The sequence below is a fragment of the Sphingobium sp. GW456-12-10-14-TSB1 genome, from assembly GCF_059424385.1.
Map to the genome: position 1 here is coordinate 3,365,642 of NZ_JBWKZI010000001.1, position 25,919 is coordinate 3,391,560.

Here is a 25,919-nt window from a genome sequence, read left to right on the forward strand (position 1 = left end):
CGGGCTTTCCGCGCCGACGGCATCGGCCCTTAAAGAAACAGAAATTCCGCCAGCGCCTCGACCGCCGGTGTCTCAGCCGCGCGGGCTCCAAGCGCCTGTCGCACCTCGATCGCGGGCAATTGGCTGTCGAGCCGAAGCCGCTCGATCCCGTCCATCCGCCCCAGATCGCGCGCCAGCGCGCCGAAGGCGGCGAAAATGCCTTTGCCCGCGCGCAACGCCGTCATCACCGCGAACATATCATCGGATTCGAGCGCTGGTGCGCCAAGCTGCACCCGCCCGCGCGCCAGCGCATCCTCGATAATGTGGCGCATGGGGTTGCGCCGCTCCAGCGCCAGCATCGGCGTGACCGCCAGATCTTCGCGCGACACGCTGTCCGCCTGCGCCAGCGGATGGGCCGCGCCGGCATAGAGGCTGAGCGGTTCCGACCAGCCATAGCGGGACGCGAAACCGGCCGGTTCCTCCAGCGCATAGAAATAGGCGATGTCCGCGCGCCCCTCCCGCAACGCTGCCGCTGCGTCCGTCACCGACTGGACATGCAAGTCCAGCGTGATGGCAATATCCTCGTTCGCCGCCTCGAACGCCGATAGCGCGTCCTGAAAATGACCGAAGATCGGGGCAGGGGCCGCCAGCATGATCGTCTGGCACTGCGGCGGGGGCGGTTGGAGCGGCGGGGCCGGCGCTTCGGCGGGCGCAGCCGTATCGTCCCAATCCTCCGGCGCATCCTGCGACAATAATGTCATGGCCTGCGCCGTCTTGCGTCCGGCCGGCGTCAGGCGGCCGCTGCCGCTCATATCCTCGAACAGGCGATAGCCCAGCCGCATTTCCAGCGACGCGATGTCACGGGCGATTTCGTCGGCGGTGACGCCCAGCATATCGGCGCAGCGCGCGACGCTGCCCGCCGCGACCATCTGCGCGAAAATATCCAGCTGGCGCAGGGAAGGGCTTTGCATCCCCGTCTGATAGAGGAAATGCCGGGCCGGGTTAAGGGCGATCTTGGCGCAATCATACATTGCGATATTGACGAAGCCCCCAGGATGATGGCAGGGCGCTTCCCGGCCGGGCGGGTATAGCTCAATGGTAGAGCACTAGCCTTCCAAGCTTGTGATGCGGGTTCGATCCCCGCTACCCGCTCCAGCCCTTCCTCAGCAGATCAGCCCGGCCTTGGCCCGCAACTGCCCCGCTCCACCAGCGTGAACAGAAATTCCGGTTCGTCGAGCGGCCCGTTGGCGAGCGCGTCGATGACCGATCGGCCCATTTCCTCCAGCGGCTGACGCACCGTGGTCAGCGGCGGCCAGCTTGTGAGACTCGCGGGGGTATCGTCGAAACCGACCACCGACAGATCGTCCGCCACGTTCAGGCCCATGCGGTGGGCCAGGGTCAGTACGCCCAGCGCCATGTCGTCATTGGTCGCAAAGATTGCCGTGGGCGGCTGCGGCAGGGCCAGCAGCGCTTCGCCTGCCGCTATGCCCGACGTGAAATCGAAACCGCCCTGCACGAACAGCGCGTCGTCGACAGGCAGGCTCGCCGCGCTCAACCCGTCGCGAAACCCCTCGACCCGGCGCAGCGCCGCGCGGTGCGAGGGCGGGGGGGTGATGATGCCGATTCGCCGGTGCCCATGCCCGATCAGATGGTCGGCGACCATCCGCCCGGCGGCACGTTCGGGCGTGTGGATGTTGAAGCTGGCCGCGACAACCGATCCCGCGATCCGCGCGCAGGGCAGGCGCAATTCCGCCAGGCGCGCGAGCAGCGCTTCATTGTCTGACAAGGGCGGCACCAGCAGCACGCCGTCGGGCCGCAACGCCGCGACCAGCCGGTCCAGCACGTCGAACCATTCCTCGCCCGCTGCCGAAATCGGCTCCACCACCAGATGATAGCCCAGTTCGCGGCAGCGCGCCGCCGCGCCGGACTGGATGCCGCTGATATAACCGGGGGCGGGGTTGCTGTAGAGATAGGCGATCATGAAGGAGCGCCCGCCCGCGAGCCGCCGCGCCGACTGGTTGGGGCGATAGCCGAGCTGATCGATGGCCGCCTGCACCCGCCTGCGCAGGTCCGGGCTGACATTGGGGGCGTTGTTCACGACACGCGACACAGTCTTGATGGATGCCTTGGCCAAAGCGGCGACGTCGTGGATGCTGGTCATAAGCCTGTCATGGAAGGGAGACGCCACGCTTGGCAAGTCATGATCGCGACTCCTATGATAGATGCTGAACGAGCCGCACATGAAGGGTCATCGGCACATGAGCAATGTCGTCAATCTGCGTCAGGCGCGCAAGGTGAAGGCGCGGGCCGACAAGGCGCGCGTGGCAGACAGCAATCGCGCCAAATTCGGCCGGACGAAGGCGGAGCGGATCGCGCAGGGCAGGGATCAGGCGCGGCAGGACGCTTTGCTGGATGGCGCATATAGGGAAAGTCGCCGTTCAGACGAAACATAGTATAGTTCTGTAAATCTGCGGTTCATTTGAAGATGAACCATTGTTCATCTCAATCAATCTGCCGCTTATCCGCCTCCTTCCGTCCCGGAATCGAGAGTCACCTTGCAGTCGATTGAAGATGTCGCGGGTTCTTCTCTCGCTATGACTGAACACACAAGCCCCATTCGCCCCGCCAGGGCCGCGATCGCCGCTGTTTTGGCTCTCAGTGCAACCCCTTTGCTGGCGCAGGAAATCGCCCCGCCGCCGGTTGCTCCCACCGTGACGGTTCCCGCCACGCCTTCGGCACCTGCGGTCGCGCCCGTTGCCGCTGCGCCAGCCACGCCGACATTCGCGCCGAGCGCGCCGGTCGTGCAGGCAACCCCGTCGGTCGAGGAGCGTCGCGCCGCAGCCATTGCCGCTGCTGAAGCGGAAGCCGCCGCCACGCCTGCCCCGCGCCGCGCCGCGCCGCGCAGTGTGGAACGGGCCGCTGCGCCGGTAGCACCTGCCGCCATGGCCCAATCTGCTGCCCAGTCGACCCCGGCTGTTGCGTCGCCGACCGTGACGCCAGCCCCCGCTGCACCAATCGTTGCGCCTGAGCCGATGGCTCAGGCTCCCGCCGAGCCCGTCGTGGCCGAGCAGCCAGCCCGGACCGATAATGCGCTTCTGTTCGCCATGGGCGGCGTCGCCCTGCTGCTTGCCGGACTGGGTGGCGCTGCAATGATGCGCCGTCGTCGTCCCGCTGACGCGGTTGTGGACGATCAGGCGGTGGCGCCTGCGCCGATGGCCCAGCCGATGCCGGTTGCCGCGACGATGCCGGTTGAGGCCGCGCCGGAACCCGTCAGGCCAGCGCCTGTCGCGCCGCGTACGGCTTACACGCCCGCTGCCTCGGCAACGGACGAGGAGCGCACGATCGCGGCGATGGTGGCCGCGCCGCCCAGCGCGGAAAACCCCTTCCTCACCCATGCCAAGCGGCTGCGTCGGGCAAGGTTCCTGCTGGCCGAGCGCCAGGCGATCGAAACCCCGCCAGCGCCCCGCGCGGCTGACCCGGTTGCAGCCCCTGCTCCGGCGGTCGATCGCAGCCAGACCGTCTATCGCTTCGGCAATGATGGTGTGCGTACGGGCCTTCTGAAGCCGCGCACGTCCTGATTGGACTGAAGACAGAGTGAAAGGGACCGAAGGCGCTACGCTTTCGGTCCCTTTTTGCCTGTCCGGTTGCACTTTTGCACACTGGCTGATACGCGCCGCGCGCATCATCCGCGCCACCCTTGCACAGAAGAGTCGCTAGCCATGTCAGACAAGATCAACCGCATCGTCCTTGCCTTTTCCGGTGGCCTCGACACCAGCGTGATCCTGAAATGGCTACAACAGACCTACCAGTGCGAGGTGGTGACCTTTACCGCCGATCTGGGGCAGGGCGAGGAACTGGAGCCCGCGCGCGCCAAGGCCCGGCTGATGGGCGTCAAGGAAGAGCATATCTTCATCGACGATCTGCGCGAAGAATTTGTGCGCGACTATGTGTTCCCGATGATGCGCAGCAATGCGCTTTATGAAGGTCTCTATCTGCTCGGCACCTCGATCGCCCGGCCGCTGATCGCCAAGCGCCAGATCGAAATCGCCAAGATGGTGGGCGCGGACGCCGTGTCGCATGGCGCGACGGGCAAGGGCAATGACCAGGTCCGTTTCGAACTGGGCTATTATGCCCTGTCGCCGGACATCAAGGTGATCGCGCCGTGGCGCGAATGGGATCTGACCAGCCGCACCCGCCTGATCGAATTTGCCGAAAAGAACCAGATTCCAATCGCCAAGGACAAGCGCGGCGAAAGCCCCTTTTCGACCGACGCAAACATGTTGCATACCTCGTCCGAGGGCAAGGTGCTGGAAGATCCGTGGGATGAAGTCCCCGACTATGTCTATTCACGGACGGTCAACCCGGAGGACGCGCCCGACGCGCCCGAATATATCACCATCGATTTTGAGCGCGGCGATGGCGTGGCCATCAACGGCGTCGCCATGTCCCCGGCAACGCTGCTGGAAACGCTCAACGATTATGGCCGCAAACATGGCATTGGCCGTCTCGACCTGGTCGAAAACCGCTTCGTGGGCATGAAGTCGCGCGGCATGTATGAAACGCCGGGCGGCACCATCTATCACCTCGCCCATCGCGGTATCGAGCAGGTGACGCTGGATCGCGGCGCGGCGCATCTGAAGGACGAACTGGCCCCGCGCTACGCCGAACTCATCTATAACGGCTTCTGGTTCAGCCCGGAGCGTGAGATGTTGCAGGCAGCGATCGACCATAGCCAGGAAAAGGTCACCGGCACGGTGCGGCTCAAGCTGTACAAGGGCGGCGTCTATGTCGTTGGCCGCAAGTCGCCTAATTCGCTCTACAGCGAAAAGGTCGTGACGTTTGAGGATGATGCGGGCGCCTACGACCAGCGCGACGCGGCGGGCTTCATCAAGCTGAACGCGCTGCGGCTGCGCTTGCTGGGTCGGCGGGACCGCTGACAGCTATCACGCGCGGCCTGCCGCATGGTTAGGCAAGCGTTAACCGATTGTGGCCCATGCCTCCATTTCGGAGGCATGGGCATGTACGGTATAGAGTTGGAGACATCGTCAATCTGTCGGGCAATCGAACGCTCGACGGCGATCGTCAGCTTCGACATGCATTGTCGCGTCATTGGCGCCAACGACAATTTCCTGACCCTGTTCGGCTATGCTTTCGCGGACATAGAATTGCGCCCGCACAGCCTGTTCTGCGAACCGGGCTTTGCCGATACGCCCGGTTATGCGGCGTTCTGGGACAGGTTGCGCGCGGGACAGTTCGACACTGGCGTCTATCGGCGGCAGGATCGGCACGGTCGGCTGATCTGGATCAGGGGCAGCTATAACCCGATCTTCGACGATCAGGGCGTGCAGATCGGCATCATCAAATTCGCTACCGACATCAGCGCCGAACAGGAAGCGATCGCCGCGCGCGAGGACGCCGAGAGGCGCCTCAATCGCCAGGAACGCGACCGCCGCGCCAGCATAGAGCAGGTGCTCTGCGAAGTCGGCGGCATTGTCGATACGATTGACGGCATTGCCCGCCAGACCAATTTGCTGGCGCTCAACGCATCGATCGAAGCGGCGCGCGCGGGGGAGGCGGGGCGCGGCTTTTCCGTCGTCGCGGCGGAGGTTAAGAAGCTAGCGCTCGATACGCAGGCCGCCACGCGCGACGCCCGCGCCTTCATTTCCGGCTGATTTTCGGCGCGGCCACGCAAATACGCGGTTACAAATTGCGACAGTTTGCCGGTTGCACTGACATAGTTGCGGGACAAATCCTGCCCATAACGGATTTCAAGGACGGCGACTTGTCGTTCATGACAATCATTGGGAAGGTAACAGGATATGATCCGCAAATTTTTTGGCACCGTCGCGCTGGGTTCGCTCTTCGTCGGCGGTCTCGCCGCCTCGCATCTCGCTTTTGCCCAGCCGGGCGCTGATGGCCCCGGCCATCGGGGCGGTCGCGGCGGCATGATGGCAATGGCCGACACCAACAAGGATGGCGCGATCAGCAAGGCGGAAATGACCGCCGCGCTCGAAGGACGCTTTGTGAAGATGGACGTCGACAAGGACGGCAAGCTGACCCAGGCCGATCGCGACGCCATGCGCGCCCAGCGACTCGACAAGCGCTTTGCCATGCTGGACGCCGACAAGAACGGCCAGGTCAGCAAGGCGGAATTTGCCGCCGCCCACGAAGCCCGCGCCGACAAGCGCGCCGAGCGTGGCGAAGGCCGCAAATGGCAGGGTCGCGGCCATCATCGCGGTCACGGCATGATGGGCATGCGCGCCGACGCGAACAAGGACGGCACAATCACCAAGGCGGAATTCATGGCCGCGCCGACCGCGATGTTCGACAAGGCGGACGCCAACAAGGATGGCAAGGTGACCGCCGATGAAATGAAGGCAGCCCGTCAGGCGATGCGTGGCGCGTGGAAGGACCGCAAGGCTCCGCCGCCACCCGCAGGCTGACCTCTCCCCATTCGCGTCCGGCCCGGCATTTCCCCTGATGTCCCTGAACCCGGTCGCGACACCTGGAAGGGCGAAGGCGTCCCCCCTTGCGCCTTCGCCCTTCCAACCTTTGTTCAGCCGTGACAGACAGGCAGCATGAGCGAAAAACCCCATCTCCTCCTCGTCGATGACGAGCGTTCGATCCGCGAACCGCTGGCGCAATATCTCTCGCGCAACGGCTTCCGCGTCACCGCCGTCGACAGCGCGGCCGAAGCGCGCATCCGGCTGAATGCGAACGCGATCGACCTGGTGATCCTCGACATCATGATGCCAGGCGAGGATGGCCTGTCGCTGTGCCGCCATATCCGCGAAACCAGCGAGATCCCGGTGATCCTGCTGACCGCCCGCGCAGAGGAGACCGACCGCATCGTCGGGCTGGAAATGGGCGCGGACGATTATGTGCTCAAACCCTTTTCGCCGCGTGAACTGGTCGCGCGGATCAAGGTGATCTTTCGCCGCGTCGCCACCGGCGGCCAGCGCGTCACCGCGCCCGATGGCGCCAATTACAGTTTCGCCGGATGGCTGCTCAAGACGCAGGAACGCACGCTGGTGGATAGCGAGGGCGTGTCGCTGCCGCTTTCGACCGCCGAATATAATCTGATGCTGGCCTTTGCCACGCGCCCCAACAGCGTGCTCAGCCGCGACCAGTTGCTCGACATCACCCAGGGGCGTGAGGCCAATGCCTTCGACCGGGCGATCGACAATCAGATCAGCCGCCTGCGCAAGAAGATCGAGCCGGACCCCAAAAACCCCACGCTGATCAAGACCGTGTGGGGCGGCGGCTACACCCTGTCGGCGGAAGTCCGCAAATTGTGATGGCGCAGGGGTGGCGGCGGCTGCGCCTATGGTCGCAAAGTCTGGTGGGCCAGATCATCCTGATCGTCGCGCTGGCGCTGTTTGTCGCGCAGGCGATCAATTTCACGCTGCTGTTTCGTGAACGGACCCGGCTGGAACTGACCGGCCAGACGGCCCCTGCCGTCTATCGCGTCGTCGATGCGCTCGACAACCGGCCCGACCGTCCCGCCCCGCCGCGCATGCGCGCGCGCTTCGTCCAAGGCACGCCGACACTCGAAGGACAGCCGCGCCCGGACATCGAACGGCGCGCAATGGCGATGTTCGATGATATTGGCCTCAATATCCTGAATGTTCGCGTGGTGCAGGATGACGCCATCATGCCCCTGCGCCGCTGGGAACGCATCCGCATTCGCGCCAATGGCGATCGTCCGCACGACCATCGCGTCGCGCGGCTGACGCTGGCGGCGGAATATGAAGCGGGCAAATGGGTGGTGACGCAGGCGCGCACCGGTGACCGGCCGCAACGCTTTGGCGGCTGGCTGGTCGGTCAGACGCTCATCCTCTACGTCATCGTCCTGCTGCCCCTGCTGTGGGTTGGCAGCCGGCTGGCGCGTCCGTTGAAGCAACTTACCGGCTCCGCCCTGCAATTTGCCCGCACCGGCGCGGCCGATCCGGTCGATGAACGCGGCCCCGGTGACGTGCGCGACCTCACCATGGCGTTCAACGCCATGCGATCGCGCATCATCGCCATGCTGGACGAAAAGGACCGGATGCTGGGCGCGATCGGCCATGACCTGCGCACGCCGCTCGCTTCGCTGCGGGTCCGCGCCGAATCGGTCGAGGATGATGGCGAACGGGCGCGCATGTCCGAAACCATCGAGGAAATGAACCGGATGCTGGAGGACATCCTCTCGCTCGCCCGCGCCGGGCGCAGTACCGAAGCCGCGCAGAAGGTCGATCTCGCCAGCCTCGCCGACGCGGTGGTGGAGGATTTCATCGAACTGGGGTCGCCGGTCGCCATGACCGACAGCGATCGCGCCGTCGCCTTCGTCCGCCCGCAGCAGATTCGCCGCGCGCTCCGCAACCTCATCGAAAACGCCATCGTCTATGGCGATCGCGCGCATGTGTCGGTCAGCCGCGAAGGGGCGATGATCCGCATCGCCGTGGCCGACGAAGGGCCGGGCATTGCCGCGGACCGCATGGACGAAATGCTCGAACCCTTCACCCGGCTGGAAGGGTCACGCAACCGGGAAACCGGCGGGGCCGGGCTGGGGCTGGCGCTGGTGCGCGCGATCATGGCGGAGCATCAGGGCCAATTGCGGCTGGCGAACCGACCGGGCGGCGGACTGGAAGCCAGTCTCCTATTGCCGGGTTGAGGCTCGATAGGGCGGGCTGTCCATCAAACCGCCAGCCTGTCCTTCACCTGCCTGGCCCGCACCTCTTCTAGTCTTTTGGATCGTTCCTCCAGATAGACCTTGATCATCGCCACGATCGGATCGGCCAGAAACAGCCCCATGATCCCGAACAGCGCGCCAAACAAAATCTGCGCCGCCAGCACCAGCGCCGGGGCCAGATCGGTGGCCTTCTTCGCCACCATCGGCACGATCAGATAGCCATCGACCAGTTGCACCGCCAGATAGACGCCAAAGGCATAAAGGCCCGTATTGGTCCCGCCCGAAAAGCCGACCAGGATGATCAGCACGCCGGATATGATCGATCCGATATTGGGCAAAAAGGCGAAGAGGCCGGTCAATATGCCCAGCAGCCCCGCCATCGGCACGCCGCCTGCCCATAGCAGCAGCCAGGTGCCGACCCCTTCCACCGTCATGCCGATCAGCCGCCCGGCCATCAGCCGTCGCAACGTCCAGCCCATCTTGTCGGCGATGGCGTAGAAATGGCTGCGCTTGTCCATCGGCAGCATCCAGGCGACCCCGCGTTCGTACAGTTTGGGATCGACCGCGATGAAAATCGCCAGCACCAGCATCATCACCCCGCTGGTGATCGCGCCGACCGCGGTGCCGACCGCTGCCGTCACCCGGCCCATGGAACTCATCGCCTGGCTGGCCAGGCTCTTCAGATCCTCCGGCGTCGTCGACACGCCCATCTGCTGCATCCAGCCGCCCACGCGCGCGACCTGCGCTTCGACAATGGTCCGCATCGCCTGCGCCTGATTCATCAGGCTCGATCCGGTAAGGTAGAAGGTCCAGACCATGAAGGCGACGGCACCCAGCAGCACGATCGTCAAGCGCCAGCCGCGCGCGATCGGCAATATGCGGTTCAACAGCCGCGCCCCGCCATCCATCATCGTCGCCAGCACCAGCGCGCCCAGCACCAGCAGGATCGGCTGGGCCAGCAGGGCGATCAGCCCTATGACGATGGCGAAGGCAAACCATACGCCCGCACGCTGCAATTCATGCGCGACCAGCGGGCTACGCACTTCGCTGGGACCGGGCGCCTCGACATGATGTTGCGTGTCGCTCAAACCCGATACCCCTTTGGTCTTTGACTATTTCGGGTCGGTAACGCTCACTGGTCGCAGGCTGTTCCCGGCCCGGCCGCTACGCAGTGACCGGACCCAGCTCAGCGGGTTCCATGTCGTGTCGCCGTCCAGGCTGAAGGTGATGAATTCCGCCCGCCCGCCAATCGCTTCCCATGGCACAGGTCCACCCAACCCATTTTCTTCCAGCGGCGCGCGGCTGTCGGCGCTATTGTCGCGATTGTCGCCCATCAGGAACACATGGTTGGCGGGCACCCTGACCGGCCCATACCAGTCGAGCGCGCTCGGCCCCATGTCGATGGTGAGGTAGGTCTTGCCATTGGGCAGGATTTCCTGCCGTACCGGCAATTCGCAATAGTCCTTGCCGTCCGCGCCGCTGACCCGCGCGCCGGGGAATTGCATCGGCGAACAGGGCGCGTTGGCATCGACGGGCAGGCGCAGCGTTTTCAGCGCCTTCTGCTTCACCGGCACGCCGTTCAGCACCACCTGTCCGCCGCGCACCTCGACAATGTCGCCGGGCAGGCCGATCACCCGCTTGATATAATCTTCCCGCCGGTTCTGCGGCGACACGATGACGATGTCGCCGCGTTGGGGCATGCGCCCGAACAAACGCCCTTTCAGAAAGGGGAGGGGGTGGAAGCTGGGCGAGACATAGGACCAGCCATAGGGGAATTTGCTCACCACCAGCCGGTCGCCGGTCAGCAGCACCGGCATCATCGATTCGGACGGGATATAGAATGGCTTGGCGACGAAGCTGTGAAAGGCCAGCACCGCCAGAATCAGCAGCGACAGGCTTTTGACCTCCTGCCACCAATTGACCCAGGGCGCGGGCGCTTTTGCTTCCGGTGCAGGCATGTCGTCGTGCAGGTCGGTTGCCGTCATGGGGGTCTGCTCGCTGGGATCGGGGGGCAGGGCGCTCACAGCGGCACCGCCTCTATGATGACGAAGGCCTGTGCCCATGGATGATCGTCGGTTAGCGTCAGATGAATGACCGGCTTGTGACCTGCTGGCACCATGCTCTCCAGCCGCGCCAGCGCCCCGCCGGTCAGCGCCAGCGTCGGCGCGCCCGATGGCGCGTTGACGACGCCGATGTCCTTCATGAACACGCCGCGTTTGAACCCGGTCCCGACCGCCTTGGAAAAGGCTTCCTTGGCGGCGAACCGCTTGGCCAGCGTCCCTGCCTTGGTGAAGGGGCGGCGATTGGCCTTGGCCTGCTCGACATCTGTAAATACGCGCTGTTCGAATCGCACCCCGAAGCGGTCGAGAGAATTCTGGATACGCTCGATGTTACAGAGGTCAGAGCCGAGGCCGATGATCACCGCGCCAGATCCATCTGCCGCCGCATCTCTCTGATACTGCCTTCCAGCCCGCCAAAGATCGCCTCGCCGATCAGGAAATGGCCGATATTGAGTTCGGCGACCTGCGGGATGGCGGCGATGGGGGCGACATTGTCGAAGGTCAGGCCATGCCCGGCATGGGGCTCTATCCCGTTCCTGGCCGCCAGCGCAGCCGCATCGGCAATCTTGCGCAATTCCGCCGCCCGCGCCTCGCCGCCCAGATGGGCATAGGCGCCGGTATGAAATTCCACCACCGGCGCGCCCAGCCGGATCGCCGCGTCAATCTGGGCCGTGTCCGCCTCGATGAACAGGCTCACCCGGATACCTGCGTTCCCCAGCGCCTCCACGATCGGCTTGAGAGCCTCGAACTGGCCCGCCGCGTCCAGCCCGCCCTCGGTCGTGCGCTCCTCGCGCTTCTCCGGCACGATGCAGGCGGCGTGGGGCTTGTAGCGCAGCGCGATGTCCAGCATCTCCGCCGTCGCCGCCATCTCCAGGTTGAGCGGCACGCTGAGCGCAGCCATCAGCGTCGCGACATCTTCGTCGCGAATATGCCGCCGGTCCTCGCGCAGATGCGCGGTGATGCCGTCCGCCCCCGCCTTCACCGCCAGCAAAGCCGCCTTGACCGGATCGGGATGATCCCCGCCGCGCGCGTTGCGGATGGTGGCGACATGGTCGATATTGACGCCCAGTCGCAGTGGGGCGGGGGAGTGCGGCATATCCTATATCTTCCGGCTGCCGGGCTTGATCGCCGGGATCGCCGCCAGTTCGGGCGGCACTGCATCGGCTTCATAGACCGGGAAATTGATCGACACGAGCGGATAGAAGGGGACGCCCAGTTCCACCTCGCCCGCCGACCGGTCGACCAGCGCGGCTTCGGCGATGACCACGCCGCCTTCCTTTTCGACCGCCTCGATCGCCTGGCGCGACGACAGGCCGGTGGTCACGACATCCTCGACCATCAGCACTTTCTGGCCCGGCGCTATGGCAAAGCCGCGGCGCAGTTCGAATGTCCCTTCGGGCCGTTCCAGAAAGACCGCATCCTTGCCCAGCGCACGGCCGACTTCATGGCCCACGATCAGCCCGCCCATGGCTGGCGAAACCACCAGGTCGATTTCCTGCCGCAATTCGCGCGGCAGCTTCTGCACCATGGCGCGGGCCAGCTTGCCGGCGCGCTCTGCATTCATCAGCACGCGGGCGCATTGCAGATAATTGGCGCTGCGGCGGCCCGACGACAAAATGAAATGTCCTTCCAGCAATGCCCCTGCTGCCCGGAATTCCGCCAATACCTCTTCGTCGTTCATGCCGTTCATCAATCCTGTCGCGGGCCATCCGGGCGCTCTGACCCCCATCAAATCCCTGTCAACATGACGCACAAGACGCGCCATGATCGCGCCCCTGTGCGCGCTGCTGCGAAATAGGCGGCCAAAGGGGGCGTTGCAACAGCGAAGAAAATCTGGTCATGGAAGCTTGAGGCATGAAAAAACCATGCCTATAAGCCGCGGCAGAACCGACCGGGCGGGGGCGATGCGCAGACGCGCGTCTTCGTTGCAGCGGCGCCAAGGGGTTACGGGGTAAGAACACGCTATGAACAAGGTGAAATCGCTCGTTCTCGCCGGATTGCTGGCCTTCGCGCCATCAATCGCGATGAACGGTCAGGCGCTGGCGCAGGACAATGTCGCCGCCGCTGCTGCGCCGGCTGCCGACAATGCAGCCGCTCCGGCTGATTCGGCTGCCAACGCCACCGAGGCTGCGCCTGTGGCCAAGGTCGCCGCGCCGCCGCGCATGAAGCCGACCGAAGGCATTGGCATGCCCAAGCCTGGCGAAGTCACGTTGCAGGAACAGTTCACCTCGACGGGGCACACCGCGCGCTGGCTGCATGACAAGATGCTGCTGCCGCTGATCTTCGCGATCTCCATCCTCGTCCTTGCCCTGATGCTCTACGCCATGTGGAAGTTCCGGGCGAGCGCAAACCCGATCCCGTCCAAGACGTCGCACAACACGCTGATCGAAGTCGTGTGGACGGTGCTACCGGTGCTGATCCTGCTGGTCGTCGCCGTGCCCTCCATCGGCCTGCTGGCCGACCAGTACAAGCCCGCGCCCAAGGATGCGCTGACCGTCAAGGTCACCGGCTATCAATGGTATTGGGGCTATGAATATCCCGATGCGGGCATCCCCGAATTCGTGTCGAACATGCTGACCGAAGAACAGGCCAAGGCCAGCGGCGAACCGCATCAGCTGGCCGCCGACAACCGGCTGGTCCTGCCCGTGGGCCGCCCGATCAAGCTGATCATCACCGGCGCGGACGTGATTCACAGCTTTGCCGTGCCGTCGCTCTGGGTGAAGATGGATGCCGTTCCCGGCCGCCTGAACGAAAAGAGCTTCACCATCGAAAAGCCGGGCGTCTATTACGGCCAGTGTTCGGAACTGTGCGGCGCGCGCCACGGCTTCATGCCGATCGCGATCGAAGCGCTGCCGCCTGCGCAATTCGACCAGTGGGTGCTTTCGCAGGGTGGCAAGCTGCCCGGTGCAGCGCCAGCCGCCGCCGAAACGGCCCAGGCCGCTGCGCCTGCCGCCGCGCCCGTCGCTGACGCCAAGCTTTGATGTAAGGGCAGAACCGCCATGACCACCATTACCGCCGATCATCATAGCGATCATACGCATGATCATCATGACGCCGATCACAAGCCAGCCTTCTTCCAGCGCTGGTTCATGTCCACCAACCATAAGGACATCGGCACCCTCTACCTCATCTTCGCGATTTTCGCGGGCGTCGTAGGCGGGGCGATTTCCGGCCTGATGCGTGCTGAACTGGCGCAGCCGGGCATCCAGTATCTTCAGGGCTGGGCCAATATCCAGCATGCGATGCTGGGCGCTGAACCGGCCTCGCTGGATCAGGCCTATCATCTGTGGAATGCGCTGATCACCGCGCACGGCCTGATCATGGTGTTCTTCATGGTCATGCCCGCCATCATCGGCGGCTTTGGCAACTGGTTCGTGCCGATCATGATCGGCGCGCCGGACATGGCCTTTCCGCGCATGAACAATATCAGCTTCTGGCTGCTCATCCCCGCCTTCGCGCTGCTGCTCGGCTCGGCCTTCGTTCCCGGCGGCACCGGCTATGGTGCAGGCACCGGCTGGACGGTCTATGCCCCGCTGTCGACCAGCGGCTCGGCTGGCCCGGCGGTCGACATGGCGATCCTGTCGCTGCACATTGCCGGCGCAGGCTCGATTCTGGGCGCGGTCAACTTCATCACCACCATCCTCAACATGCGTGCGCCGGGCATGACCCTGCACAAAATGCCGCTGTTCGTCTGGTCGGTGCTGGTCACTGCCTTCCTGCTGCTGCTGGCCCTCCCGGTCCTGGCCGCTGCCATCACCATGCTGCTGACCGACCGCAATTTCGGCACCACCTTCTATGACGCATCGGGTGGCGGCGATCCTGAACTGTACCAGCACCTTTTCTGGTTCTTCGGTCACCCCGAAGTGTACATCATGATCCTGCCCGGCTTCGGCATCGTCAGCCAGATCATCTCGACCTTCTCGAAAAAGCCCGTGTTCGGCTATCTCGGCATGGCCTATGCCATGGTCGCGATCGGCGTCGTCGGCTTCGTCGTGTGGGCGCACCACATGTTCACCACCGGCATGTCGGTGAATGTGAAGATGTATTTCACTGCCGCCACCATGGTCATCGCGGTGCCGACCGGCATCAAGATCTTCTCGTGGATCGCGACCATCTGGGGTGGCTCGATCAGCTACAAGACGCCGATGGTCTGGGCGCTGGGCTTCATCTTCCTGTTCACCGTGGGTGGCGTCACCGGCGTCGTGCTGGCCAATGGCGGCGTCGACGATGTGCTGCACGACACCTACTATGTCGTCGCGCACTTCCACTATGTGCTCTCGCTGGGCGCGGTGTTCTCGCTGTTCGCGGGCTTCTATTACTGGTTCCCGAAAATGTCGGGGCGCATGTATAATGAATTCCTCGGCCAGCTGCACTTCTGGGTGTTCTTCGTCGGCGTGAACATGCTGTTCTTCCCGATGCACTTCCTGGGCCTGTCGGGCATGCCGCGTCGTTACCCCGACTATCCTGCCGCCTTTGAAAAGTGGAACTCGGTCGCGACCCATGGTTATGAAATCATGGCCGTCGGCATGGTGATCTTCTTCATCAACGTGTTCTGGTCGCTGGCTGCTGGCAAGAAGGCGGTCGGCAATCCCTGGGGCGAAGGCGCCACCACGCTGGAATGGACCCTGTCCAGCCCGCCGCCCTTCCACCAGTTCGAAACCCTGCCTGTGATCGACGATGCCGCGCATCATTGATCGCCAGACACAGTGACATGATCGAGGGGGCGGGTGATAAAGCCCGCCCCCTTATGCTATATGCCTCGACCTGACGGGGCTGGAACCGATATGACGACCGCTATGCTGACCACCGCACCGATCACGGCCGACTGGCGCGACTTTCTGGCGCTGACCAAGCCGCGCGTCATGACGCTGGTGGTGTTCACCGGCCTTTGCGGCCTGCTTGCGGCACCCGGCCATATCCATCCCGTCCTCGCTTTCACCGCCATCCTCTGCATTGCGCTGGGCGCAGGCGCAGCCGCCACGCTCAACCAATGGTATGAGGTGGACGTCGATGCGAAGATGAAGCGCACCGCGAACCGCCCCTTGCCCGCCGGGCGGATGGACCGCGAAGCGGCGCTGCATTTCGGTGTCGGCCTGTCCTTCTTCTCGGTCATTCTGATGGGCATGGCGACCAACTGGCTGGCGGCGGCCGTGCTGGCGGTCTCCATCCTCTTCTACGTGTTCGTCTATACCATCTGGCTCAAGCCCCGGACGGCGCAGAATATCGTTATCGGCGGTGCGGCGGGGGCCTTCCCTCCGGTCATCGGCTGGGCGGCGGTGACAGGCGATGTCACGGCATTGCCGATCGCGCTGTTCATGCTGATCTTCTTCTGGACGCCGCCCCATTTCTGGGCGCTCGCCCTGTTCGTCAAAACCGATTACGCCGCTGCTGGCATCCCGATGCTGCCGGTCGTGTCGGGCGAGGTCGCAACCCGTCGCCAGATCTGGTTCTACACCGCGATCATGGCGGTCGCGGCGATGGCCCCGGTGCTGCTGCACCTTACCGGCCTGCTCTACGGTACCGTCGCGCTGCTTGGCACATTGCTGTTCGCCGTCTTCGCCTTCCAGGTCTATCGCCGCCGCGAAAATGATCCGTCGAAGATGGGCCCGGAGCGGCGCCTGTTCAAATATTCGATCCTCTATCTTTTCCTTCTCTTTGGAGCAGTGGTCGTCGACCGCTGGTTGCTTGCATGACCCCGGATGAAGAAAAGCTGATCCGCGCCCGGCAAAAGTCGCGCGCTCTTGTCACCGGCCTGATCCTCGCGGCGCTGGTGATCCTGTTCTACGCCATCACCATGGCCAAGATCGGCGCGAGCAGCGCGATTTGATGGCGACGCTCCCGCCTTCTCCGTTCGACCGCGACCGGCGCAACCGCCGGACGATGATGGCCATGGCGGGCGTGGGCCTGTCGATGCTGGCGCTCGGCTTCGCATCGGTGCCGCTCTACCGCATCTTTTGCGAACAGACCGGCTTTGGCGGCACGACGAAGCGCGCATCGGCCGATGTCCAGGTGCGCGAAGCGGTGGGCCACACCATGTCGATCCGCTTCGATTCCAACGTCCAGCCGGGCATGCCCTGGCAATTCTACCCCGAACATCGCACCGACACGGTGACTGTGGGGCGCAAGGACATGGCGATCTTCATCGCAAAGAACATGTCGGACAGGCCGGTCACCGGCACGGCCAGTTTCAATGTCACCCCCAGCCAGGCGGGTGCCTATTTCACCAAGATCCAATGTTTCTGCTTCACGCAGCAGACCTTGCAACCGGGGCAGGAGGTGCGGATGCCCGTCCTCTATTTCGTCGATCCCAAGATCCTCGATGACCCGGATAACAAGGATACGCAGCAAATTACCCTCAGCTACACCTTCTACCCTGTTGAGCAGGAAACGAAGCCAAGCTAAGGCACGAGTTGAAAACACGGACAAGCGAACAGGGAAGAGCAGTCATGGCAGGCGCCAAGAATCACGATTATCATATTCTCCCGCCCAGCATCTGGCCCTTGTTTGGCGCCATGTCGGCGCTGGTCATGGCCTTTGGCGGGGTCATGTGGATGCATCCCGATGCGCTGCCGGCCGGCGGCGGCTGGGTGTTCCTGCTCGGTCTGGGCGGCGTGCTGTTCACCTTCTACAGCTGGTGGGCCAATGTCATCGCGGAAGCCCATGCGGGCGATCATACCCCGGTGGTTCAGCTGCACCTGCGCTACGGCATGATCCTGTTCATCGCGTCGGAAGTGATGTTCTTCGTCGGCTGGTTCTGGGCCTTTTTCGACTTCTCGCTGTTCCCCAGCGCGCTGCCGCCGATCGACGGCCTGTTCCCGTCCAAGGGCGTGGAAGTCATGAACGCCTTTGAGCTGCCCCTGCTCAACACGCTGATCCTGCTCTGCTCCGGCACCACCGTGACCTGGGCGCATCATGCCCTGATCCATGGCGACCGCGACGGCCTGATCAAGGGTCTGTGGTGCACCATCATCCTGGGCGCGATCTTCTCCTGCGTGCAGGCTTATGAATATGCCCATGCCCCGTTCGATTTCGGCGGCAACCCCTACAGCTCGTCTTTCTACATGGCGACCGGCTTCCACGGTTTCCACGTTCTGGTCGGCACGATCTTCCTGGCCGTCAATCTGATCCGCGCCTATAAGGGCGACTTCACCCCGCGCCAGCATTTCGGCTTTGAAGCTGCTGCCTGGTACTGGCATTTCGTCGACGTGGTGTGGCTGTTCCTCTTCGTCGCCATCTATGTATGGGGCGGATGGGGCGCGCCGGTCCACGGCGGCTGATCGACGGTCGACCCCTGACATCATGAATAACGGCCGGGCTTGTCCCCGGCCGTTTTCTTTTGGGCCGCCGCCCGCTATGCCATGGCCATGAACCCGCCCACCGAACCCGCCCGTCCCGCCGCGCCACTTCTGGTCGATGCGGCGCGGGGTGCCTGCCCCCGATGCGGCGCGGCGACCCTGTTCGACGGCCCGGTCCGATTCGCCTCTCATTGCCGCGCCTGCGGGCTCGACTATGTCCAGTTCAATGTCGGCGATGGCCCTGCGGCCTTCCTGACGCTCATTGTCGGCACGGTGATGGTCGTGCTGGCGCTCGTGCTGGAACTCAACCTCCACCCGCCGCTCTGGGTCCATATCCTGCTCTGGACGCCGCTGACGACGATCGCCGTGGTCGCCAGCCTGCGCGTTGCCAAGGGCGCGTTGTTGACGCTGGAATATCGCAACCGCGCGCGCGAAGGCCGTATCGCGAACAAAGGCCCGGACGCATGAACAAGGCGCGCATTCCGCTCATCCCGACCATCCTCGTCGCTGTGGCGGTGCTGGTGATGATCGGCCTTGGCATCTGGCAATTGCAGCGTCGCGGGGAAAAGGCACAGGCGCTGCAACTCGCCGCCAGCAATCCGACCCGCCCCCCGGTCGCCTTTCCGCAGCTACCCCCCGTGTCGCCCGAACAGCTGTTCCGCCCCTCGTCGGTCCACTGCCTGCGCGTCATCGGCTGGCAGGTGGAGGCGGGGCGCGCGGCCGATGGGTCCACCGGCTATCGCCATATCGCGCAATGCGCGACCGGCGCGGAGGGGCCGGGCGCCCTCGTCGCGCTGGGCGTGACGGAGCGGCCCGACGCGAAACCGGCCTGGACCGGCGGGCAGGTGGCGGGCTGGATCAGCGAGGAGCCGGACCATCGCGCCCTGCTGACCCGCATCGGGGGCAAGGCGATGCCGCTGCGCCCGATGCTGATCGCCCGCGCTGCGCCGGATGGCCTCAAACCCTCCGCGCCGCCCAGCGCCGCCGATGTCCCCAACAATCATCTCGCCTATGCGGTGCAGTGGTTCTTCTTCGCTGGCATAGCGACGATCATCTATATTCTCGCCCTGCGCCGTCGCGGCGCGCCCAAATCGCCCTAAACGCTTGCCCATGGGCGCGCGCATCGCTACCGCGCTTCCCCATCATGCAATATGTCAGCACCAGGGGTAGCGCACCGGCGCTCGGTTTTGAGGATGTCACGCTGGCGGGCCTCGCGTCCGATGGCGGGCTGTACGTGCCGGAAAGCTGGCCGTCCTTTTCGCCCGATGATATTCGCGCTTTGTCGGGCCTCTCCTATGTCGAAACCGCCGTCCGGGTGATGACGCCCTTCGTCGCCGGATCGCTCGACGAGGCTGAGCTGCGCGAATTGTGCCAGGCCGCCTATGGCCGCTTCAGCCATCAGGCGGTGGTGCCGCTGGTTCAGCTGGACCATCGCAACTGGCTGCTCGAACTCTTCCACGGCCCGACGCTGGCGTTCAAGGATGTCGCGCTCCAATTGCTCGGCCAGTTGTTCGAACGCTTCCTGTCGCGCCGCGACGATCATCTGACCATTGTCGGCGCGACGTCGGGCGATACCGGGTCCGCCGCGATCGACGCGGTGGCGGGGCGCGAGAAGGTCGACATCTTCATGCTCCACCCGGAAGGCCGCGTGTCCGACGTTCAGCGGCGTCAGATGACCACGGTGCGCGCGCCCAACGTCCATAATATCGCGATCGACGGCAGTTTCGACGACGCGCAGGCGATGGTGAAGCGGATGTTCAACGACGCGGATTTCAAGCGTCGCTTCAACCTGTCCGCCGTCAACTCGATCAACTGGGCGCGGCTGATGGCGCAGGTCGTCTATTATTTCTACGCCGCCGTGCGCCTGGGCGCGCCCGAACGTCCGGTCGCTTTTTCCGTCCCCACCGGCAATTTCGGCGATGTGTTCGCTGGCTATGTCGCGGCGAAAATGGGCCTGCCGGTCGCCAAGCTAATCGTCGCCACCAACGTCAACGACATTCTGCACCGCGCGCTGTCGCAGGGCGATTACAGCCAGGGTCAGGTCGTATCGACCGCGACGCCCAGCATGGACATTCAGGTCAGCTCCAATTTCGAGCGGCTGCTGTTCGACGCGGGCGGACGGGACGGGCTGGCGCTCGCCGCCCAGATGGGCGGCTTTGAAGCGACCCGCGCGATGCGCCTCACCAATGCGCAGCGGGAAGGGGCGGCAGGCCTGTTCACCTCGGCCCGGATCGACGCCGACGGCATGACCATGGCGATGCGCTGGGCCTATGATGCGGCGGCCCAGATCATCGACCCGCACAGCGCCATCGGGCTGGCCGCAGCGCAGGCAACCGATCTCGACCCGTCGATCCCCGTCGTCACGCTGGCCACCGCCCACGCCGCCAAGTTCCGCGACGCGGTAGAGCGCGCCACCGGCACCCGCCCACCGCTCCCTGCGCGCGTCGGCGATCTGTTCGCGCGTGAGGAACATTATGTGAAGCTGCCCGGCACGTACGAAGCGGTGACGGCCTATGTCGCCGAACGCGCGACGCCGCGCGCCTAGATATTGTCCGTTCGCCCTGAGCCTGTCGAAGGGCTCGGCCGAACATAGTGAGGCCTTCGCTGTCGCTCAGGCGGGGGCTTCGACTTCGCTCAGCCCGAACGGAGAGTTGCTATGATCCTTCAAACCCTCATCGGCGAACCCTGGGCCGATTATGGCCTGATCGATTCGGGCCATGGCCGCAAGCTGGAGCGCTATGGCCGCTTCCGCTTCATTCGCCCCGAACCGCAGGCGATGTGGGCGCCCGCGACCGAAAACTGGACGGCGGATGGCGAATTCGTGCCCGGTTCGGACGAGGAGGGCGGGGGCCGCTGGTTCTATGACAAGCCCGTCCCTGCCGAAGGCTGGCCGCTTGGCTGGAAGGAAGTCACCTTCCAGTCCAGTTGCACTCCCTTCCGCCATCTGGGCTTCTTTCCGGACATGGCGCCGGTATGGGACTGGATGCGCGAACGGACCGCCGACAAAGCCGACGCGGAGGTGATGAACCTGTTTGGCTATACTGGCGTCGGAACGCTGGCCATGTCGGCCAGCGGCGCGCGCATGGTCCATGTCGACGCCTCGAAAAAATCCGTCACCCAGGCCCGCGCCAATGCCGATCTGTCGGGCATGGCGGACAGGCCCGTCCGCTGGATCGTGGAGGATGCCGCCAAATTCGTCGCCCGCGAAGTCCGGCGCAACCGCCGCTATGACGGCATATTGCTCGATCCGCCCAAATATGGCCGTGGCCCCGACGGCGAAGTCTGGCGTCTGGAGGAAGACCTCCCGGCGCTCATCGCCAATTGCCGCCAGTTGCTCGATGCCGACAGTCGCTTCCTGTTCCTGACCGTCTATGCCGTTCGCATGTCGGCGCTGGCGATCGGTGAGTTGTTGCGTCAGGCCTTTGCCGACCTTCCCGGCGAGGTGGAAGCGGGCGAACTCGCCGTCCGCGAAGAATCGCGCGGGCTGCTGCTCCCCACCGCCATCTGGGCGCGCTGGAAGCGATAGCGCCGAACCCCAACATCCGTTCGGGCTGAGCTTGTCGAAGCCTTGTCCTTCTTGAAAGAAAGGACGACCCTTCGACAGGCTCAGGGCGAACGGAAAGGGGGTAAGCGCTCAACCCCGTTTACTTCCCCACCCGAATCTCGAACAGCTTTGGCCAATATTTGCCGGTGATGAACACCCGGTCCCGTGCGGCATCATAGGCGATGCCATTGGCCACCGCTTCGCTGTCCCGCACGCCAGCTGCCTTGACCAGCGGCGTAACGTCGATCCAGTCGATCACTGCGCCGGTCGCGGGATCGATCCGGGCGATCTTCGTCTCATACCAGATATTCGCCCAAATCTCGCCGCGCACATATTCCAGCTCGTTCAGCCGCTGGACCGCGCGCCCGTTCCACGTCACGGTGATGCGGCGCTGCTCGGCCAGCGTGTCGGGATCAAGGAAGCGCAATTGGGCGCTGCCGTCGCTCTGGATGATATGCCGCCCGTCCTGCGTCAGGCCCCAGCCTTCGCCAACATAGCGAAAATCGCCGACCGGCGCGAAATCGTCCAGCTTCCAGACAAATCCCTGGCCATGGCGCCAGGTCAGGCTGATCAGCCGGTCGTTCCAATTGACGATCCCCTCGCCAAAATAGCGCGGCTCCAGCACGCGCCGCTGGATGACCTTGCCGTCCTTCAGCCGCACCTTGCGAATGTCCGACCGCCCCTCCAGCCCGGTGCTTTCATAAAGCGCACCGTCATGAAAAAAGAGCCCCTCGGTAAAGGCAGCGGAATCGTGCGGATAGGATTTGACCAGCGTCCAGGGCGTGTCGGCCAGGGCGGGGGTCGCGAACGCCAGCGCGCCCAATAGCGCGAACAGAAGCCGCTTCATTCCGCCGCTGCCTGCGCCGCAACCGCCGCCGCCAGCCAGTCGGGCAGCAGCGCCGGGTCCAGATCCTCGACCCGCCGCAACTCGATCGACAGGTCCATGTCCGGCAGCGCCGCGCGCTGGCGCTTCTCCTCCGCCTGGGCCAGCGGCACCGCGACCAGCCGCCGGTTCACCTTGGCGCGATAATGCATCCGGGCGGTATTCTCCTGCCCCACATAGCAGCCCTTGTCATAATCGACGCCGTTCAGCTCCCCGGCATTGGTTTCCAGCCACAGCGTCTGGTCCTGCCCCAGTTCACCTGCGCCCTCGAACACGCCCTGGCTTAGCCGGTGCGCGCGGAACGCCGCCGCAGCGTCGCCATCCCCTGGCGCGGCGATCCAGCGATGCCCAAGGGCAGGCAAGCGCGGATCAAGCGGTCTGTCCGCTGCATCCGGCGCCCAATGCACCGCCAGCGACTCGTCCCGCGCGATCACGACCTTGCGCCGCAGCCGGTACAGCGTCAGCCGCCTGGCCAGCGCATCGGCCTGCGCCGCCTCGCAATCGATCAGCACATCGTCGCCATCTGCCCACAGCATCATGTCGAACAGCGCTTTGCCCTGCGCGCTCAGCAACGCGGTCCAGCGCGGCACGCCCTGTGCCAGCGTCAAGACATCGCGTGTCAGCAGGCCTTGCAGGAAGGGCCGCGCCTCCTCGCCTGAAATTCTGAGGATAGCGCGGTCGGTGAGGGTGGTGCCGGTCATCGGCTTTAGGTAGGACAGGCGACTTCCATATCCAAGCGGTGAGCCACCATGTCCGAAACTTTCGACCTGATCCTTACGAACGGCACCATTCATACGCCGGGCGGCGCGGAGCGGGCCGACATCGGCGTGCGCGGCGGCAGGATCGTCGCGATCGGCACGGGGCTTGGTGACGCGGGGGAAGTGATCGACTGTACCGGGCTGGACGTGCTGCCCGGCTGCATCGACAGCCAGGTCCATTTCCGTGAGCCGGGGCTGGAGCATAAGGAAGATCTCGAATCGGGCAGCCGGGCGGCGGTGCTGGGCGGCGTCACCGCCGTGTTCGAAATGCCCAACACCAATCCCAACACCGACACGGCCGATCGCGTCCAGGACAAGCTTGCCCGCGCCCATCACCGCATGTGGTGCGACCATGCCTTCTATGTCGGCGCGACTGCCGACAATGCCGAACAGCTCAAAGAGCTTGAACGCATCCCCGGCACGGCCGGGGTCAAGATATTCATGGGCGCGTCGACCGGCAGCCTGCTGGTGGACGATGACAATGCGCTGGCCCGCGTGCTGGCCAGCGGCACGCGCCGCGTCGCCATCCATGCCGAGGATGAAACGCGGATGAATGCGCGCAAGAGCCTGGCGCTGGCGGGTGACCCGTCCACCCATCCGGTATGGCGCGACGATGAAAGCGCGATGATCGCCACCAAACGCATCATCGGCCTGGCCCGCGCCGCGCGCCGCCGCATCCATATATTGCACATCACGACCCCCGCCGAACTCGCCTATATCGGCCAGAACAAGGATATCGCGACCTGCGAGGTGACGCCCCAGCATCTGACGCTGGCAGGGGAGGATGCCTATCCGCGCCTTGGCACCTATGCCCAGATGAACCCGCCGATCCGGTCGGGCGCGCACCGCGACGGGCTGTGGCATTGGCTCAACCAGGGCGTGCCCGACGTTCTGGGTAGCGATCACGCCCCCCACACGATCGAGGAAAAGGCCAAGCCCTATCCGACCAGCCCCAGCGGTATGCCCGGCGTTCAGACGCTCGTGCCGCTGCTGCTCAATCATGTCGCGGAAGGGCGGCTGACGCTGCGCCGCTTCATCGAACTGACCTCCTCCGGTCCTCAGCGCGTGTTCGGGCTGGTCGGCAAGGGGCGGATCGCGCTCGGCTATGACGCCGACTTCACCGTGGTAGACCTGAAAAAGCGCTGGACCGTCGGCAGCGACTGGCTTGCATCCCGCTGCAACTGGTCGCCGTTCGAGGGGATGGACCTGACCGGCAAGGCGGTCGGCACCATCATCCGCGGCCACCGCGTGATGTGGGAAGATGCGCTGGCCAATGAAGCGATTGGAGAGCCGGTGCGTTTCGAGGCGACCGAATTTTCCTGATTCACATTCGATCAAGGCTGCACGCCACCATGCATCCTCCCCTGCAAGGGGAGGTGGCAACGCAAAGCGTTGACGGAGGGGTGTCACCCTCTCGATAGCGCGACACCCCTCCGTCTGGCCTTCGGCCCGACACCTCCCCTGCAAGGGGAGGATCAGTTACGACGCAACGCTGATACTAGTGGTCCGATTCTGACATTTGCAGATCCATCCCAGCCGCCAGGGGATGCAAATGTCAAAATCAATCCACTAGACCGTCGCCGCCCGGTTCCGCCGGGCCATCCGCACCCCGTCGGTCGCGAACAGGATCAGCGCGATCCAGATCAGGCCAAAGCTGAGCATCTGGCCATGGCTCAGCTTTTCGCCGAACAGCATGATGCCACAGAAAAATTGCAGCATCGGGGCCAGATATTGCAATATGCCCAGTGTCGCCATCGGCAGCCGTTGCGCCGCCATGGCGAACAGCACCAACGGCACTGTCGTCACCGCGCCTGATGTCACCAGCAGAGCGGTGGTCGCGGCGTCCTGTCCGAAACTCACCCCGCCATGGCTCGCTTCCCAGATCAGATAGGCAATTGCAGGCGGCGTCAGCAGCAGCGTCTCGACGCCAAGGCCGGTCATCGGCGCCACCGGCGTCACTTTGCGCAGCAGGCCGTAAAAGGCGAAGCTGAACGCCAGCGTCAGGCTGATCCACAATGTCGTCAGCGCCGCCGCCGCCAATATGGCCACGCCCACCGCCGCCACGCCGATCGCCATCAATTGCGGTCGTCGCAACTTTTCCTTCAAAACCATCACGCCCAGCGCGACATTGACCAGCGGGTTCAGGAAATAGCCAAGGCTTGCCGCGACGACATGGCCATCATTGACCGCCCATACATAGGTCAGCCAGTTGATCGCGATCATCAGCGCAGACCCCGCCAGCGGCAGGACCAGCCGACGGTCGCGCAACGTCGCCAATAATGGCCCCAAAGTCCGGCGCGCCGCCAGCAGTGTGACGATCAGCAATAGCGACCATAATATCTGCTGGGTGACGATCTCGATCGGATCGACATGATGGAGCAGCCGAAAGAAGATCGGCAGCAGCCCCCAAAAGCCATAGGCGAAGATCGCGGCGATCAGCCCATTGCGCGTATAATTTTGCGCCGGGCTCAGAATATCCCCCCGCCCAGAAACAGCCGCAGCGCGCCAAAGGCCGCGACGATCAGGCAGAAATTGCGCCCGCCATTGCGCGAAGAAATGGCGCCGATCACCGCGCCGAACAGCGCCATGGGCACCAGCAACCAGTTCAGCGCCCCCAACAGCGGCATGAAGGCGGGAATCATCAGGACCAGGGTGACCAGGCCGATAAAGCCGGATAATATGTTCAGCATTCAGCCTAGATGGCGGTTTCGCCGCATGGCCACAAGACG

General features: G+C 64.5%; 29 protein-coding genes and 1 tRNA gene. 19 read left to right on the top strand and 11 right to left on the bottom strand.

Translation table 11 applies throughout. From position 1 onward, the window contains the following. Positions 1 to 29: 29 nt before the first annotated feature. Entirely contained in the window at positions 30 to 950 is a 921-nt protein-coding gene (locus AC07X9_RS16445) for a LysR family transcriptional regulator (RefSeq protein WP_026002545.1), read from the bottom strand. 110 nt (positions 951 to 1,060) lie between these two features. Here AC07X9_RS16445 and AC07X9_RS16450 point away from each other — a divergent pair. Next, positions 1,061 to 1,134 (top strand) — tRNA-Gly (locus AC07X9_RS16450). A gap of 16 nt (positions 1,135 to 1,150) precedes the next feature. Here the strand turns inward: AC07X9_RS16450 and AC07X9_RS16455 are convergent. Then, positions 1,151 to 2,140 (bottom strand): LacI family DNA-binding transcriptional regulator, encoded by a 990-nt coding sequence (locus AC07X9_RS16455; RefSeq protein ID WP_017183961.1) that lies wholly within the window; start codon positions 2,138 to 2,140, stop codon positions 1,151 to 1,153. A gap of 97 nt (positions 2,141 to 2,237) precedes the next feature. On the opposite strand from AC07X9_RS16455, the gene AC07X9_RS16460 reads away from it, so the two are divergent. The 7 genes from AC07X9_RS16460 (at position 2,238) to AC07X9_RS16490 (ending at position 8,632) form a co-directional block, all read left to right on the top strand. Beyond that, on the top strand, positions 2,238 to 2,432 hold the full coding sequence (locus AC07X9_RS16460) for a DUF4169 family protein (protein WP_017183962.1): 195 nt from the start codon (positions 2,238 to 2,240) through the stop codon (positions 2,430 to 2,432). A 141-nt stretch (positions 2,433 to 2,573) separates the two neighbouring features. Beyond that, positions 2,574 to 3,557: a hypothetical protein gene (locus AC07X9_RS16465; protein WP_241763679.1), complete on the top strand. Its 984-nt coding sequence runs from the start codon at positions 2,574 to 2,576 to the stop codon at positions 3,555 to 3,557. 141 nt (positions 3,558 to 3,698) lie between these two features. Beyond that, positions 3,699 to 4,916 (top strand): argininosuccinate synthase, encoded by a 1,218-nt coding sequence (locus tag AC07X9_RS16470; RefSeq protein WP_017183964.1) that lies wholly within the window; start codon positions 3,699 to 3,701, stop codon positions 4,914 to 4,916. 81 nt (positions 4,917 to 4,997) lie between these two features. Continuing rightward, complete coding sequence (locus AC07X9_RS16475; protein ID WP_276324375.1) at positions 4,998 to 5,651, top strand: methyl-accepting chemotaxis protein; 654 nt, start codon at positions 4,998 to 5,000, stop codon at positions 5,649 to 5,651. Positions 5,652 to 5,798: 147 nt separating this feature from the next. Next, complete coding sequence (locus tag AC07X9_RS16480; protein ID WP_017183966.1) at positions 5,799 to 6,422, top strand: EF-hand domain-containing protein; 624 nt, start codon at positions 5,799 to 5,801, stop codon at positions 6,420 to 6,422. Positions 6,423 to 6,557: 135 nt separating this feature from the next. Beyond that, positions 6,558 to 7,277, top strand: coding sequence for a response regulator (locus AC07X9_RS16485; protein ID WP_017183967.1), 720 nt, complete (start codon positions 6,558 to 6,560; stop codon positions 7,275 to 7,277). Then, a complete protein-coding gene (locus AC07X9_RS16490; protein WP_017183968.1) occupies positions 7,277 to 8,632 on the top strand; it encodes a sensor histidine kinase in 1,356 nt (451 codons plus the stop codon). The genes AC07X9_RS16485 and AC07X9_RS16490 overlap by 1 nt, the downstream gene beginning before the upstream one ends. A 23-nt stretch (positions 8,633 to 8,655) precedes the next feature. Here the strand turns inward: AC07X9_RS16490 and AC07X9_RS16495 are convergent, their stop codons facing one another. Genes AC07X9_RS16495 through pyrE form a run of 5 tightly spaced genes read right to left on the bottom strand, consistent with a single transcriptional unit; the run spans position 8,656 to position 12,391 of the window. Next, positions 8,656 to 9,738: an AI-2E family transporter gene (locus tag AC07X9_RS16495; protein ID WP_017183969.1), complete on the bottom strand. Its 1,083-nt coding sequence runs from the start codon at positions 9,736 to 9,738 to the stop codon at positions 8,656 to 8,658. Between the two features lie 24 nt (positions 9,739 to 9,762). Further along, a complete protein-coding gene (gene lepB / locus AC07X9_RS16500) occupies positions 9,763 to 10,635 on the bottom strand; it encodes a signal peptidase I (protein ID WP_026002546.1) in 873 nt (290 codons plus the stop codon). Between the two features lie 35 nt (positions 10,636 to 10,670). Beyond that, positions 10,671 to 11,072 carry a holo-ACP synthase gene (acpS, locus tag AC07X9_RS16505; RefSeq protein WP_017183971.1) on the bottom strand — a complete coding sequence of 134 codons (402 nt, stop codon included), beginning with the start codon at positions 11,070 to 11,072 and terminating at the stop codon, positions 10,671 to 10,673. Beyond that, positions 11,069 to 11,806 (bottom strand): pyridoxine 5'-phosphate synthase, encoded by a 738-nt coding sequence (locus tag AC07X9_RS16510; RefSeq protein WP_017183972.1) that lies wholly within the window; start codon positions 11,804 to 11,806, stop codon positions 11,069 to 11,071. The genes acpS and AC07X9_RS16510 overlap by 4 nt, the downstream gene beginning before the upstream one ends. A gap of 3 nt (positions 11,807 to 11,809) precedes the next feature. Continuing rightward, entirely contained in the window at positions 11,810 to 12,391 is a 582-nt protein-coding gene (pyrE, locus tag AC07X9_RS16515; protein WP_026002547.1) for an orotate phosphoribosyltransferase, read from the bottom strand. 283 nt (positions 12,392 to 12,674) lie between these two features. Between pyrE and coxB the strand changes: the two genes are divergently transcribed. From coxB to AC07X9_RS16565, 10 genes are all read left to right on the top strand, one after another. Next, positions 12,675 to 13,691, top strand: coding sequence for a cytochrome c oxidase subunit II (gene coxB, locus AC07X9_RS16520; protein WP_017183974.1), 1,017 nt, complete (start codon positions 12,675 to 12,677; stop codon positions 13,689 to 13,691). Positions 13,692 to 13,709: 18 nt separating this feature from the next. Then, positions 13,710 to 15,404, top strand: coding sequence for a cytochrome c oxidase subunit I (gene ctaD, locus AC07X9_RS16525; RefSeq protein ID WP_017183975.1), 1,695 nt, complete (start codon positions 13,710 to 13,712; stop codon positions 15,402 to 15,404). A gap of 90 nt (positions 15,405 to 15,494) precedes the next feature. After that, positions 15,495 to 16,403 (top strand): heme o synthase, encoded by a 909-nt coding sequence (locus AC07X9_RS16530; protein ID WP_019052892.1) that lies wholly within the window; start codon positions 15,495 to 15,497, stop codon positions 16,401 to 16,403. Continuing rightward, complete coding sequence (locus tag AC07X9_RS16535) at positions 16,400 to 16,537, top strand: cytochrome c oxidase system small membrane protein (protein WP_017183977.1); 138 nt, start codon at positions 16,400 to 16,402, stop codon at positions 16,535 to 16,537. The genes AC07X9_RS16530 and AC07X9_RS16535 overlap by 4 nt, the downstream gene beginning before the upstream one ends. After that, positions 16,537 to 17,112 (top strand): cytochrome c oxidase assembly protein, encoded by a 576-nt coding sequence (locus AC07X9_RS16540; RefSeq protein WP_017183978.1) that lies wholly within the window; start codon positions 16,537 to 16,539, stop codon positions 17,110 to 17,112. The genes AC07X9_RS16535 and AC07X9_RS16540 overlap by 1 nt, the downstream gene beginning before the upstream one ends. Positions 17,113 to 17,156: 44 nt before the next feature. Next, a complete protein-coding gene (locus AC07X9_RS16545; protein WP_017183979.1) occupies positions 17,157 to 17,987 on the top strand; it encodes a cytochrome c oxidase subunit 3 in 831 nt (276 codons plus the stop codon). An 87-nt stretch (positions 17,988 to 18,074) separates the two neighbouring features. After that, positions 18,075 to 18,473 carry a DUF983 domain-containing protein gene (locus AC07X9_RS16550; protein ID WP_051034322.1) on the top strand — a complete coding sequence of 133 codons (399 nt, stop codon included), beginning with the start codon at positions 18,075 to 18,077 and terminating at the stop codon, positions 18,471 to 18,473. Continuing rightward, positions 18,470 to 19,105, top strand: coding sequence for an SURF1 family protein (locus AC07X9_RS16555; protein ID WP_017183981.1), 636 nt, complete (start codon positions 18,470 to 18,472; stop codon positions 19,103 to 19,105). Before AC07X9_RS16550 ends, AC07X9_RS16555 begins: the two co-directional genes overlap by 4 nt. A gap of 44 nt (positions 19,106 to 19,149) precedes the next feature. After that, positions 19,150 to 20,550: a threonine synthase gene (gene thrC / locus AC07X9_RS16560; protein ID WP_017183982.1), complete on the top strand. Its 1,401-nt coding sequence runs from the start codon at positions 19,150 to 19,152 to the stop codon at positions 20,548 to 20,550. Positions 20,551 to 20,661: 111 nt separating this feature from the next. After that, positions 20,662 to 21,531, top strand: a complete 870-nt coding sequence (locus AC07X9_RS16565; RefSeq protein ID WP_017183983.1) for a class I SAM-dependent methyltransferase — start codon at positions 20,662 to 20,664, stop codon at positions 21,529 to 21,531. Between the two features lie 118 nt (positions 21,532 to 21,649). Here the strand turns inward: AC07X9_RS16565 and AC07X9_RS16570 are convergent, their stop codons facing one another. Both AC07X9_RS16570 and ygfZ read right to left on the bottom strand, forming a co-directional pair. Then, positions 21,650 to 22,396, bottom strand: a complete 747-nt coding sequence (locus AC07X9_RS16570) for a glutaminyl-peptide cyclotransferase (protein ID WP_017183984.1) — start codon at positions 22,394 to 22,396, stop codon at positions 21,650 to 21,652. Further along, complete coding sequence (gene ygfZ / locus AC07X9_RS16575) at positions 22,393 to 23,133, bottom strand: CAF17-like 4Fe-4S cluster assembly/insertion protein YgfZ (RefSeq protein WP_017183985.1); 741 nt, start codon at positions 23,131 to 23,133, stop codon at positions 22,393 to 22,395. Before ygfZ ends, AC07X9_RS16570 begins: the two co-directional genes overlap by 4 nt. A gap of 48 nt (positions 23,134 to 23,181) precedes the next feature. On the opposite strand from ygfZ, the gene AC07X9_RS16580 reads away from it, so the two are divergent. Next, positions 23,182 to 24,513, top strand: a complete 1,332-nt coding sequence (locus AC07X9_RS16580) for a dihydroorotase (protein WP_017183986.1) — start codon at positions 23,182 to 23,184, stop codon at positions 24,511 to 24,513. 246 nt (positions 24,514 to 24,759) lie between these two features. Here the strand turns inward: AC07X9_RS16580 and rarD are convergent, their stop codons facing one another. Together rarD and AC07X9_RS16590 are read right to left on the bottom strand one after the other, a co-directional pair. Then, the gene (rarD, locus tag AC07X9_RS16585; RefSeq protein ID WP_411778931.1) at positions 24,760 to 25,626 is read right to left on the bottom strand and encodes an EamA family transporter RarD; all 867 of its coding nucleotides are present in this window, start codon (positions 25,624 to 25,626) and stop codon (positions 24,760 to 24,762) included. Positions 25,627 to 25,658: 32 nt separating this feature from the next. Beyond that, positions 25,659 to 25,880 (bottom strand): hypothetical protein, encoded by a 222-nt coding sequence (locus AC07X9_RS16590; protein ID WP_017183988.1) that lies wholly within the window; start codon positions 25,878 to 25,880, stop codon positions 25,659 to 25,661. Positions 25,881 to 25,919: the final 39 nt, after the last annotated feature.